The 12156-nt window shown below is 62.8% G+C and carries 10 protein-coding genes; 3 read left to right on the top strand and 7 right to left on the bottom strand.

Annotated elements, in window-relative coordinates:
* Positions 1–106: 106 nt before the first annotated feature.
* The gene (locus CO664_RS11515; protein ID WP_097538812.1) at positions 107–1057 is read left to right on the top strand and encodes a LysR family transcriptional regulator; all 951 of its coding nucleotides are present in this window, start codon (positions 107–109) and stop codon (positions 1055–1057) included.
* 282 nt (positions 1058–1339) lie between these two features.
* On the opposite strand, the gene CO664_RS11510 is transcribed toward CO664_RS11515, so the two are convergent.
* Together CO664_RS11510 and CO664_RS11505 are read right to left on the bottom strand one after the other, a co-directional pair.
* On the bottom strand, positions 1340–2191 hold the full coding sequence (locus CO664_RS11510) for a hypothetical protein (RefSeq protein WP_097538811.1): 852 nt from the start codon (positions 2189–2191) through the stop codon (positions 1340–1342).
* 251 nt (positions 2192–2442) lie between these two features.
* Positions 2443–2922 carry a RidA family protein gene (locus CO664_RS11505; RefSeq protein WP_037417007.1) on the bottom strand — a complete coding sequence of 160 codons (480 nt, stop codon included), beginning with the start codon at positions 2920–2922 and terminating at the stop codon, positions 2443–2445.
* A gap of 196 nt (positions 2923–3118) precedes the next feature.
* Here CO664_RS11505 and CO664_RS11500 point away from each other — a divergent pair, with 196 nt between their 5' ends.
* A complete protein-coding gene (locus CO664_RS11500; RefSeq protein ID WP_097538810.1) occupies positions 3119–3850 on the top strand; it encodes a TetR/AcrR family transcriptional regulator C-terminal domain-containing protein in 732 nt (243 codons plus the stop codon).
* A gap of 72 nt (positions 3851–3922) precedes the next feature.
* Here the strand turns inward: CO664_RS11500 and xdhC are convergent, their stop codons facing one another.
* From xdhC to uraH, 4 genes are read right to left on the bottom strand one after another with little or no spacing between them, the layout of a single operon-like run.
* Positions 3923–4807: a xanthine dehydrogenase accessory protein XdhC gene (gene xdhC, locus CO664_RS11495; RefSeq protein ID WP_234820230.1), complete on the bottom strand. Its 885-nt coding sequence runs from the start codon at positions 4805–4807 to the stop codon at positions 3923–3925.
* Between the two features lie 5 nt (positions 4808–4812).
* Positions 4813–7158, bottom strand: a complete 2346-nt coding sequence (xdhB, locus tag CO664_RS11490) for a xanthine dehydrogenase molybdopterin binding subunit (RefSeq protein WP_097524565.1) — start codon at positions 7156–7158, stop codon at positions 4813–4815.
* A gap of 12 nt (positions 7159–7170) precedes the next feature.
* Complete coding sequence (gene xdhA / locus CO664_RS11485; RefSeq protein WP_097538809.1) at positions 7171–8652, bottom strand: xanthine dehydrogenase small subunit; 1482 nt, start codon at positions 8650–8652, stop codon at positions 7171–7173.
* Between the two features lie 6 nt (positions 8653–8658).
* Positions 8659–9024 (bottom strand): hydroxyisourate hydrolase, encoded by a 366-nt coding sequence (uraH, locus tag CO664_RS11480; protein WP_097524563.1) that lies wholly within the window; start codon positions 9022–9024, stop codon positions 8659–8661.
* 166 nt (positions 9025–9190) lie between these two features.
* Here uraH and puuE point away from each other — a divergent pair, with 166 nt between their 5' ends.
* Positions 9191–10606, top strand: a complete 1416-nt coding sequence (puuE, locus tag CO664_RS11475) for an allantoinase PuuE (protein WP_097538808.1) — start codon at positions 9191–9193, stop codon at positions 10604–10606.
* 117 nt (positions 10607–10723) lie between these two features.
* On the opposite strand, the gene CO664_RS11470 is transcribed toward puuE, so the two are convergent.
* On the bottom strand, positions 10724–12016 hold the full coding sequence (locus CO664_RS11470) for an NCS2 family permease (protein ID WP_097539178.1): 1293 nt from the start codon (positions 12014–12016) through the stop codon (positions 10724–10726).
* Positions 12017–12156 lie beyond the last annotated feature (140 nt).

Genomic DNA, 12156 nt, shown 5'->3' with positions numbered 1-12156 from the left:
GGAGGCGCGAGAAATGCCGCGAGATCACCAACTCTTTCAAAAAAAACTATAAAATAGGCGCCTGGCAGGCGCGGTAGTCTGGACCCGGAGGAGCGGAGGCGGGAGCATGTCCTATCTCGATAATGTGCGCGTCTTCGTGCGCGTCGTGGAACTTGGAACGCTGTCGGCCGCGGGCCGCGACCAGCGGGTAACCCCGGCCGTCGCAAGCAACAGAATCAAGGAGTTGGAGCGGCATATGGGCGTGCGCCTGTTCAATCGCACGACCCGGAAACTGACGCCGACCGAGCATGGCCGCGTCTTCTATGACGGTGCCGTAAAGATCCTCGAGGCGGTGAACGAGGCGGAAAGCGCCATCGCCGATCTGTCGCGCAATCCCAAGGGCGCCGTGCGCATTACCGCGCCGCTCGGCATAGGTCGGCGGCTGATCGCATCGGGCGTTCCCGAATTCCACGACCGCTATCCGGATATCGAGGTGCGGCTGCGGCTTTCCGACCGCAATGTCGATATCCTGAGCGAAGGAATCGATGTCGCCTTCCGGCTCGGAATTCTCGAGGATTCCAACCTGCGCATGCGCGGCATCATGAATTGCGATCGCGTGCTCTGCGGCGCTCCAAGCTATCTCGAGAAGCGCGGCGTTCCAAGGTCGCCGGACGAGCTCATCACCGAGCACCACGACTGTCTGCTGCTGCGCTATCCCGGATCGAAGGAATATTACTGGACGCTGCAGACGCCGGAGGGGGTACGCAAGTTCGAGGTCGGCGGTCCCTACGATTCCGACGACGGCGACGTTCTGACCCAATGGGCGCTCGACGGCCGCGGCATCATCAACAAGCCGCTCTTCGAAGTGAAGCAGCATATCAACGATGGCACGCTCGTGCCGATCCTCGAAGACGCGCCGCCGCTCGGCGCACAGCTCGCGGCCATTTACCCGCACAAACGGTTTCAGGATCCCAAGGTGCGCCTGATCATCGACTTCATGGCCGAGCGCTGTCAGCGGCTGATCGGCAAGATGCTGGCCGAGCCCGCGACGGCGCGGCTGGAGGAGAGTGTGACGTAGAGTGGGTCGGGGCGGAACGAGAGCCTCGTCCGGAAACGCAACTAGGCGAAGGAGTACTTGTAGCGACTTGGTGGCGAAACTGACGCTAGTCGCGGAGACGAACTCCCGCTTGGGGTGGGAAGCAGGCACCCCGCTACGGCTAGCGAGAACGGCCGCCATACCGGGGGCCCAAGACATGATATCGGCGGCCGACAGGCGGAAACATCCGTTTTCGCTGTCCGTGGGAATGATTGATAGCTGGCGTATTACCTGAATCAGGTTTCAGGTTCTTGACCGGGCTGCCTATTCTCCTCGGAAGCCGAGTGGTCTCCATGACTTCAGGCATTCTTCCGGTCTACCATCATACACTTGTCGCGCAGGCGTGGGGGCCTCCTGACATTTGGTGAGTGCCTGTCGAGGTGGTCGGCTCGTCGAGCACCCCACGGACGGAGCATTTTGATCGCCCGTACGGGAGGAACCCGGCGGCGCGTGTTCGACCGCCTCGCTTCCCGTTTCTCGCCACAATGCGGTAACCGCAAGGATCAACACGCCACTGGCGCCGAACTCGAGGACTTCTTCCAGGATTGTTGCCTTGTATGACGTCACGAGATCGAGCGTCACGGCACTGGCAAGCATCACGACAGCCACGGCTAAGCGGCATTCAAACGCCCGTGCGAAAATTCGATGCAGGATAGCCCAAACCGTTCGTTGAAACGCGTAAAGAAGCACGACCGCCACGGTCAGGCAAAGCAGCGCCCCAGTCGCTGCCGCAAGGTAGCGCGCGGGCCCAGAGTCTCTCAAGAGCCGGAAGACTACAATGACGATATCATGACCGCCGTCGAACTCGCCTCCGCCGCGCATTTTTGGCATCTGCACATCAAATATGCGGGCGCCGAAACTGATCTCGCTGAGGAACAGTATCAGACACAATCCGCTGGTGCAGACTAGGGTGATCGTCTCAATTGAGGATAAGAATACGCGCCTTCGAATCGCCGTTCCTAATGCGAGCAGAGATGCTGTGCCAAAACCCATGGCGCCGAGATTTTCCACGAGGTTATCCTCAACAATCAAGTCCGGCCGTGAAAGACCGAGGGCGAAGAACAAGGCTACTCCGGCGGCTACCGAACAGAAAAACACAACATTCTCGCGGCTCATCGCTCCTGCCCCTGTCATAAGACTGTCATAAACAAGTCAAGGGGAATTTGGCGAACGTGCGGCGGTAGAAAACAAGCTTACTTCTTCAGCATTGAGGAAGGCTCAAAGTGTGACCGTTCGACTTCATGTCGTCTCTTGCGTCAGTCGGGTTTCGCGGGTGACTGCTCGGCTCCACTCTCGCATGCACTACGGTGGCAAAATATAGGAAACGGCCATTCGGCGTCGTTCCGCCGAACGGCTCGATAGCGTCACTATTTCAGAACGACCACGGCTTCGACCTCGAAGAGCATGGGGTCGATTGCAAGCTTCGGTACCGGAATGAGAGTCTGCGCCGGTAGCGCCTCGCCGAACATGTCCTTGACGTTCCTGGTCAGCACCTCAAGCTTGGACATATCGTGATCGACCACGAAGACCGTAAGCTTGGCAACCTGATCCGGTTTTGCGCCGAGCGCATCGAGGGCACTGCGCAAATTCGCGTAGGCCTGTTTAACCTGGACGGCGAAATCGGGTGACAAGGCTCCGGTGCTGTCCTGGCCGCCCTGTCCGGAGATGTAGGCCACCCGGCCTTCGCGGGGCACGATCACCGCCGTGCTGTAGCCGTTCGGCGTGGGGTCGTAGAGGTTTTGCGGATTGACTATGGTCAGCTTGAGATCATTCGCCGTCGCTGCAGTGGGAATTCCCATGGTCATGATGATGAGCCCTCCGATAAGATGCTTGATTGCGCGTGACATGGCTTTCTCTTGGCTCTGAAGACCGTGAGCAACGCTCCCTGGCGGCCTGCAGGATTGAACTTCCAGACATTGCCATATGAGTGACTCGTACGGCGTACGATTCCATCGCATCGTACACCGTACGAGTCAATCGCCGAGCATCGACATCCGTTGCATTGTTGGTTTAAATCGACGGTCTGATCGGCAGGGAAGACGGATGGCAGCCAAACGTAGCGATGCTCGGATCAACCGCTCTCAACGGAAAGACGTGTCGCTCCCGTCCGCGCAAGAGCAGCGCAGCGAACCGCCTCTCTCCCTCGAAAGGATCGTGGCGACCGCGGTGGAACTGCTGGACGCTCAAGGGATCGACGGGTTGACGATGCGTCGGCTGGCCGATCGCCTCGGCTCGGGCGCTATGAGCCTATATTGGCACGTCGACAACAAGGAAGAGGTCTTCGATCTGGCGCTCGATTCCGTGCTCGAATATCGCGGACCGGCACAAATAGCTGTGTCTCGAGACTGGCGCGGGCAAGTCGTTCATATGCTTGAAGACTGGCGCGCCACCATGCTGCGCCACCCGTGGTCGGCATCGCTGCTGCCGCGCCGGGCGCTCGGCCCGAACATCCTCAATCGTTTGGAACTCTTGAGCAAGACCCTGTCCGGCGCCGGTGTAGCGGATGCAGATTTGAACGTCGCGATATGGTCGCTCTGGAACTATGTAATGGGAGCCACCATCACCCGGGCGAACTTCGACCTCTCGGACGAGGACAGGGCCGCGGCGCAGCAGCGCCTTGCGCGTCTCGACGAACACTACCCAACGATCGAGCGCTCTCGCCTGCTGCTGGATAATGATTGGGACGGCGCTTTCAGGAAGGGCCTGGACTTCCTGCTTGACGGCCTCACTCCTACAGCGCCGCGCGTCCAATCGGACGCGCTAAAGTCGCTGTAGCACTTTGATTGCTGCATGATCCTCAAATCGATTTCGATTTAAGGGGGTCATGCAGTGGCTAATGAACATCCGTCATTTCCTGGAGGAGACGGTGCCGGTCGAAACCCGCATGTCGGCTTTTTTCGGCTCGTCCGCCAACGTGCCCTTTGGCTGCTGCGTGAGGACCGCCGTCATGATCTCGGCCGCGGCGAGTGCAGCGATGACGGCGGGCCGCTTGTCCTTGACTGCGCTGCCGCCGATCGGGCAGACGAGCCGGCCGAAGAGTTCGGGGCGGCCGACATCGCGCGAGAGCCAGTTCCTGAAGGTGGCCCGCTTTGTCTTCGAGCCGATCATGCCGACATATGAGGCATCCTCGCGGCCAAGCGCTTCCGCGGCGATCAAGAAATCCAGGGCATGATCGTGCGTGAGAATGACGAAGGCGCTCCCCGGCGGGGCGTCGCGGACGACCGCCTCCGGCATCGCCGTCAGGCAGGTCTCGATGCCCTGCACGCCGACCGCCGACAGTTCGTCCTCGCGGGTGTCGACGAGTACGGTCCTGACCGGCACAAACGACAACGCCAGGGCGAGCGCATCGCCGACATGGCCCGCCCCGAAGACATAGACATGCGGCCGGCGGGCGATTTCCGTGTCGCTGCGCTCGATCAATGCCGCCCGGGTTTCCGGATCGACAGCCGTGAACGCCAGCGCCACACGCCCGCCGCAGCATTGGCCTATCTCCGGACCGAGCGGGATCGTCAGCCGGTCATCGGCGGCCGTCCCCTTGAGCAATCGGCGGGCATGGTCGATCGCCATATATTCCAGCTGACCGCCGCCGATCGTGGCGAAGGTGCGCTCCTTCGAGACGAGCATCCAGGCATCCGTATCGCGCGGCGTCGAGCCCGCCGCTCCCGACACCTCGACGAGAATGCAGGCCGCTTCCCCGCTCAGAAACTGTCGAATGTCCTCTCTGCCCGTCATGCCGGTCACCCATCCGCCTTGCCGCGCGTCGCGGCGCGCAGCCGCTCTATCGCCATCAGCACCCGTTCCGGTGTTGCCGGGGCATCGATGCGCGGCGGAATACGATACTCCGCAACGCTTGCCGCTGCCATGGATATCGCCTCCAGGACGGAAATCCCCAGCATGAAGGGCGGTTCCCCGACCGCCTTCGATCGGCGGATGGTCTCCTCGCGATTGAGCGACCATTCCACCAGCCGCACGTTGAAGATGCGCGGGCGGTCGGAGGCGAGCGGGATCTTGTAGGTGGACGGCGCATGGGTGCGCAGCCGTCCCTTCGCGTCCCACCACAATTCCTCCGTCGTCAGCCAGCCCATGCCCTGCACGAAGGCGCCTTCGACTTGGCCGAGATCGAGTGCCGGATTGAGCGACTTGCCGACGTCATGAAGGATGTCCGTACGCTCGACCTGGTACTCGCCGGTCAGCGTGTCAACGCTGACTTCGGAGCAGGAGGCACCGTAGGCGTAGTAGTAGAACGGGCGGCCCCGGCCTTCCGCGCGGCTCCAGTGGATCTTCGGCGTCTTGTAGAAGCCGGCCGCCGAAAGCTGCACCCGCGCCGCATAGGCTGATTTGATGAAGTCGGCAAAGGCGATGCGCTCGCTGCCGATCCGCACCACGTTCGGCTCGAAGGCAACATCCGCTTCGCTGGCGCCGTACCGCTGCGCCGCGAAGCCGACGAGCCGTGCCTTGATCTGCTGCGCCGCGTTGGCGGCCGCCATGCCGTTCAGGTCCGAGCCCGAGGAGGCCGCCGTCGCCGAGGTATTCGGCACCTTGCCGGTCGAGGTCGCCGTGACCTTGATGCGGTCGAGGTCGACCTGGAACTCATCCGCGACCACTTGGGCGACCTTGGTATAGAGCCCCTGCCCCATCTCGGTGCCGCCGTGATTCAGCTGGATCGAACCGTCCGTATAGACATGGATGAGAGCGCCGGCCTGGTTGTATTCGGTCTTGGTGAAGGAGATGCCAAACTTGACCGGCGTCAGCGCGATGCCGCGTTTGATCACATGGTTCTCGCGGTTGAAGGCGAGCACCACCTCACGCCGGGCGGCATAGTCGGCCGAGGCTTCGAGTTCCTCGATGACCCGGCCGATGATGTTGTCTTCAACCGTCTGGTGATAGGGCGTCAGGTTGCGCCCTTCGCCGCCGTAGAAATTCAGCTTGCGGATTTCGAGCGGATCCTTGCCGAGCGTATAGGCGATGTCCTCGATCATCCGCTCGCCGCCGACCATGCCCTGTGGTCCGCCGAAGCCGCGGAAGGCGGTGTTCGACACCGTGTTCGTCTTCAGCGGGCGCGATCGCAGCCGGACATTCGGGTAGAAATAGCAATTGTCGGCGTGGAACAGCGCGCGGTCGGTCACGGGACCGGAGAGATCGGCCGAGAATCCGCAGCGCGCCGCAAAGACCGCGTCCACCGCCGCGATGCGGCCATCGTCGTCGAAGCCGATCCTGTAGTCGACGTGGAAGTCGTGGCGCTTTCCGGTCGCCGTCATGTCGTCGTCGCGGTCGGGACGCACTTTTACCGGGCGACGGTATTTCCTTGCGGCAAGGGCAGCAACCGCGGCGAAGAGATTGGCCTGCGTCTCCTTGCCGCCGAAGGCGCCGCCCATGCGGCGGATATTCACGGTGATCGCGTTCGACGGAATGCCGAGCACCTGGGCGACCATGTGCTGCGTCTCGCTCGGATGCTGTGTCGAGGCGATGACGGTCACCTCGTCGTCTTCGCCGGGAATGGCGAAGGAGATGTGTCCTTCGAGATAGAAGTGGTCCTGGCCGCCGATCCGCATCTCGCCCTGGACGATGTTCTTCGCCTTGGCAAAGCCGGCGTCGATATCGCCGCGCTCGAGTTTCAGGGGATCGATCACCAGCGGGTAATTGGCGGCCGCCGCCTCGACGACGTCGGTCACATGCGGAAGGTCGCGATATTCGATCTTCACCCTTGCCGCGGCCCGGCGGGCGGCGTCGCGCGAGGTGGCGATCACCGCGAAGATCGGCTGACCATGGAACTCGACCTTGCCGGTCGCAAAAACCGGGTCGTCGTGCTTGTGGGCCGGGCTGATGTCGTTCTCGCCGGGAATATCCTCAGCCGTGAGAATGCCGACGACGCCGGGGCTGCTCTCCACCGCCTCGAAATCGATCGACAGGATTTCCGCATGGGCGCGCTGGGAGAGCCCCAGATAGCCGTGCAGCGTGCCCGCCGGCTCCGCCATGTCGTCGATATATTCGGCCGTGCCCGACACATGCTTGTGACCGGATTCGTGCCGCTCCTGCTCGTGGACGCCGCCGCGGATGCGGTCGATGGGCTGCATCACATTCATCGTTCCACCCTCCTAGACAGCCACCGCAACCGTGCGGTCGATACGGACAATCCCTTTATCCTGCGTCTCCAGATAGAAGCGACGCAGGAGGTTCTTGGCGACGAGCATGCGATAATCCGCCGAGGCACGCCAATCGGTCAAAGGCGTGAAATCCTGTTCGAAGGCGCCGACGGCCGCTTCGATCGCGGCACCGGTCCAGCCTCGCCCCTTGAGCGCGGCCTCGACATTCGCCGCGCGCTTCGGCGTGCCGGCCATGCCGCCGAAGGCGATCGTCGCATCCGCAACCTTGCCCTCGCTATCGAGCGTCACGCGGAACGCGCCGCAGACGGAGGAAATATCCTCGTCGAGCCGCTTAGAAACCTTGTAGACGGCAAACCGGTCGGCGCCGCTCAGGAACGGGATATGGACGGACTCGACGAATTCGCCTGGATGACGGTCCTGCCTGCCATACTCGATGAAAAAGGATCCAAGCGGCACCGTCCGTCGGGCCCCGCCCTTCCGCAACGTCACCGAGGCGCCGAGCGCGATCAGCGCCGGCGGCGTATCGCCGATCGGCGAGCCGTTGGCGATATTGCCGCCGATCGTACCCATGTTGCGCACCTGCTCGCCGCCGATCCGGTCCCAGAGCTCGCGCAATTGCGGGAGGTGGCGGACGATCACGGTATAGGCTTCGGTGTAGCTCACACCGGCCGCGAGCGTGATGCCCTCATCGTCGACGGAGATCCGGCGCAATTCCTCGAGGTGCGAGAGGTGGACGACCGGGGCGATATCACGCATGAATTTCGTTACCCAAAGCCCGACATCGGTGGAGCCGGCCACGATCGTCGCATTTGGGTTGCTTTCCAGGACATCAGCGAAATCGTGGAGCGAAGCCGGCAGCACCACGCGATCGGCCTCGTTGCCGATCTCGACGCGGCGGCCGTCCCTGAGGGCGGCAAGCTGGCCGGCGATCTTCTCGCGCTCGGCAACCAGCGGGTCCTTTCCGACCTCGCCGATTGACGAAATCGCCTGGGCGGCGCGAATGATCGCCGCATATCCGGTGCAGCGACAGAGATTGCCCTGCAGCGCCTTCTCGATCTCCTGGACGCTGGGCCTTGGGTTTTCCATCCAGAGACCGTAGAGCGACATGACGAAGCCCGGCGTACAGAAGCCGCATTGCGACGCGTGCGTGTCGACCATCGCCCGCTGCACCGGGTGGAGCGGCCCATTCGGCTCGGCGAGCGCCTCGACGGTGACGACATGACAGCCATCGAGCGAGGCAACGAAACGGATGCAGCCATTGACGGATTCGTATTTCAGCCTGCCGTCGTAAAGGCGGCCGACGAGCACCGTGCAGGCGCCGCAGTCGCCTTCTGCGCAGCCTTCCTTGGTGCCGCGGAGATTGCGGTCGATGCGCAGGAAATCGAGCATCGTCTGGACCGGCGAGACATCGGCAAGCTCGACCTGCCGGTCGTTCAGGAGGAAGCGGATCGTATTGCGGATTTCGGTCGTCATTGCCGGTCAGCTCCCGCGATAGGTGGAATAGCCGTAGGGGGAAAGCAGGAGCGGCACGTGGTAATGCGCGTTTTGATCGGCAATGCCGAAGCGGATCGGGATGAGATCGAGGAACGGATTGCTGCCGCTCTCGGCCCCTAGATATTCGCCGGTATGGAAGCGCAACTCGTAAATGCCGGTCGTCATCGCCTCGCCGCTGAGCAGCGGCTCATCGCAGCGGCCGTCGTCGTTCGTCCGGGCCGAGACGAGATGCTCCCGCCACTCGCCATCCAGACGGTAAAGGTCGATGCGCAGCTTCGCCGCAGGCTTGCCGCTTGCCGTGTCCAGCACATGGGTCGTCAGACGCCCCGGGTTTCCGCCTCGAGATCGCATGCGTGTCGCTCCTCCCACTCACTCTCAACGGCTGAAGTATCCAAAGCACCGGTCCCTTTGTGTAGCGGGCGCGAGCTTCGAGACTTTCAAATTTTTCGAGGGGAATGAGCCCGCGGATTTCTCGCTACGACTGGCTATCCAGCGACAAAATCAGGAGGAAAGTTGCATGAGATATCCCCGTGATCTCCTGGGATACGGCCCCAGTCCAAAGGCCGTTTGGCCGAACGAAGCACGGATCGCCGTACAATTCGTCGTCAATTACGAAGAGGGTGGCGAAAACTGCGTGCTGCACGGCGATGCGGCATCGGAGGCGTTTCTGTCGGAAATCGTCGGCGCCCAGGCCTGGCCCGGCAAGCGCCACTGGAACATGGAGTCGATCTACGAATATGGCGCGCGGGCCGGCTTCTGGCGACTGCACCGGCTTTTCACGGAACGTCAGGTGCCGGTCACCGTTTATGGCGTCGCGACCGCGCTGAAGCGATCGCCGACGCAGGTCGCTGCTATGCAGGATGCCGGCTGGGAGATCGCCTCGCACGGACTGAAATGGATCGAGCACAAGGATTTCAGTGTCGAACAGGAGCGCGCCGAAATCGCCGAGGCGATCCGGCTCCACACGATCGTCACCGGCGAACGGCCGCGCGGCTGGTATACGGGCCGCTGTTCGGAAAACACCCTCGACCTCGTCACCGAAGCCGGCGGGTTCGACTATGTTTCCGACTCCTATGCCGACGACCTGCCCTATTGGCACGAGCATCAGGACCGGCATCAGCTCGTCATTCCGTATACGCTCGACACCAACGACATGCGTTTCGCGACGGCACAGGGCTTCAACAGCGGCGACCAATTCTTCAGCTATCTGAAGGACAGCTTCGACGTTCTCTATGCCGAGGGTAAGGCAGGGTCGCCGAAGATGATGAGCATCGGCCTTCACTGCCGCCTCGCCGGCCGGCCGGGCCGGGCCGCGGCACTAGCCCGCTTCATCGACTATGTGAAGAGCCACGGCAAGGTCTGGCTGGCGCGCCGGATCGACATCGCCCGCTACTGGGCCGAGGCCTATCCGTTCCAGCCGCACGGCGACCGCCCGTTCCTGCTTTCCGAAGAGGCGTTCGTCGCCCGCTTCGGCGGCATATTCGAACATTCGGACTGGATCGCCGAGCGCGCCTTCGCCGGCGAGCTTTCTCCGGCAACCGACACGGCGACCGGCCTGCACGCGGCGTTGACCGCGGTCTTCCGAGAGGCGAGCGATGCGGAAAGGCTTGCGGTGCTCAACGCCCACCCGGACCTCGCCGGCAAACTCGCCCAGGCAAAGCGCCTGACCGAGAGCTCGACCAACGAGCAGGCCTCAGCCGGACTCGACGCCCTGACGGACGGCGAGCGCGAGCGCTTCACGACGCTCAATGCGTCCTACGTCGAGAAGTTCGGCTTCCCCTTCATTATTGCGGTCAGGAGCCGCAGCAAGGACGACATCCTCGCCGCCTTCGAAAGCCGCATCGGCAACGACCGCGAGACGGAGTTCGAGACCGCCTGCCGTCAGGTGGAAAGAATCGCCCTGCTGCGGCTTCGCGAGATGCTGCCGGCTTAACCCGCCATCTTCAGCCGATTGCTTGTTGAACGAAAATCGGCCGGACCCGCAATATGACGGGTCCGGCCGATTTCGTTTTGTCATGAGAGGGGCGTTGGTCGCCTCTCCGGAACTCCGTCAACCGCCAAAGAAGGCGAATCGCACGACGAAAAGGGCGGCGACGATCTGCGTGGCGGGATGGATGACGCTCCAGCGGCCGGTGCAGATCTTCAGGACCACGTAGCTCACGAAGCCGAAAGCCAGCCCGTTCGCGATCGAGTAGGTGAAGGGCATTGCGATCGCGGTCAGCGCCGCCGGTGCCGCTTCGGTCAGATCGTCCCACTCGATTTCGGTGAGCTCGCGGATCATCAGCCCGGCCACGTAAAGCAGCGCCGGCGCCGTTGCATAGGACGGAACGGCGGCCGCCAGCGGCGAGATAAAGAGGGCGGCAAGGAACAGCACCGAAATGGTGAGCGCCGTCAGACCCGTCCGGCCGCCCGCCTGCACGCCGGAGGCGCTCTCGACATAGGCCGTGGTGCTGCTGGTGCCGATCAGAGAGCCGGCGATGATCGCCGAGCTGTCGGCAAGCAGGGCGCGCCCGAGACGGTTCGGCTTGCCCTCTTCGACGAGTTTCGCCCGCTTGGCGACGCCGATCAGCGTACCGGTAGCGTCGAAGACCTCGACGAGCACGAAGACGAGGATGACGTGAACGAGGCCACCATGCAGCGCGCCCATGATGTCGAGCTGCATGAAGGTCGGAGCGATGCTCGGCGGCGCCGCGACCACGCCCTTGAACTCGGAAACCCCGAGGAACGTGGACAGGATCGTGACCACGAGAATACCGATCAGGATCGAGCCCCGGACCTTCAGCGAGTCGAGCACTGCGATGACGAAAAAGCCGAGAATGGCGAGCAGCGGCCCGGTCTGCTTGAGGTCGCCGAGGCCGACCAGCGTTGCCGGATTGTCGACGACGATGCCGGCGTTCTTGAGCGCGATGATGCCGAGGAACAGGCCGATACCGGCCGCGATGGCGCTGCGCAGCGAATGCGGGATGCCGGCGATCAGCCAGCTTCTGACCCCGGTGACCGTCAGGAACAGGAAGATGAGGCCGGAGATGAACACCGCGCCGAGGGCCTGCTGCCAGGTGAAGCCGAGAGCGGCCACGACCGTGAAGGCAAAGAAGGCATTGAGGCCCATGCCGGGCGCCATGCCGATCGGCCAGTTGGCGACGAGCGCCATGACGGCGGAACCGAGCGCCGCCGCCAGACAGGTCGCGACGAAGATCGCGTCACGGTCCATGCCAGTGGTCGACAAGATATCGGGGTTTACGAAGATGATGTACGACATCGTCAGGAATGTCGTGAGACCGGCGACCACCTCCGTGCGGATCGTCGTATCGTGCTCTTTCAGTTTGAACAGTCGCTCAAGCATATTTCCTCCCTTGGCAGCCGTCATCTCGACGCAGCCGAACAACAGAGGCCAGGTCGCTGCTCCTCCAGCATCCGGCCGTTGCATTTTTGACCCCTCTCCGGAACTCTTCGTCGGGCGGTCATGGCGACCATTGGGCCGCG

Source organism: Sinorhizobium sp. NG07B (genome assembly GCF_002532005.1).
GTDB classification, from domain to species: domain Bacteria; phylum Pseudomonadota; class Alphaproteobacteria; order Rhizobiales; family Rhizobiaceae; genus Sinorhizobium; species Sinorhizobium fredii_C.
Note: the sequence above shows the minus strand (reverse complement) of the source record. Positions and strands in the feature narration are given on the sequence as shown.

What these genes read in the sequence shown, in the direction of transcription:
- CO664_RS11505 (WP_037417007.1), bottom strand. Translation starts at nt 2,922, where the DNA reads ATGTCACGCGCAATCAAGCATCTTATCGGAGGGCTCATCATCATGACC.
- CO664_RS11500 (WP_097538810.1), top strand. Translation starts at nt 3,119, where the DNA reads ATGGCAGCCAAACGTAGCGATGCTCGGATCAACCGCTCTCAACGGAAA.
- xdhC (WP_234820230.1), bottom strand. Translation starts at nt 4,807, where the DNA reads ATGACGGGCAGAGAGGACATTCGACAGTTTCTGAGCGGGGAAGCGGCC.
- CO664_RS11470 (WP_097539178.1), bottom strand. Translation starts at nt 12,016, where the DNA reads ATGCTTGAGCGACTGTTCAAACTGAAAGAGCACGATACGACGATCCGC.
- xdhA (WP_097538809.1), bottom strand. Translation starts at nt 8,652, where the DNA reads ATGACGACCGAAATCCGCAATACGATCCGCTTCCTCCTGAACGACCGG.
- uraH (WP_097524563.1), bottom strand. Translation starts at nt 9,024, where the DNA reads ATGCGATCTCGAGGCGGAAACCCGGGGCGTCTGACGACCCATGTGCTG.
- xdhB (WP_097524565.1), bottom strand. Translation starts at nt 7,158, where the DNA reads ATGAATGTGATGCAGCCCATCGACCGCATCCGCGGCGGCGTCCACGAG.
- puuE (WP_097538808.1), top strand. Translation starts at nt 9,191, where the DNA reads ATGAGATATCCCCGTGATCTCCTGGGATACGGCCCCAGTCCAAAGGCC.
- CO664_RS11510 (WP_097538811.1), bottom strand. Translation starts at nt 2,191, where the DNA reads ATGAGCCGCGAGAATGTTGTGTTTTTCTGTTCGGTAGCCGCCGGAGTA.
- CO664_RS11515 (WP_097538812.1), top strand. Translation starts at nt 107, where the DNA reads ATGTCCTATCTCGATAATGTGCGCGTCTTCGTGCGCGTCGTGGAACTT.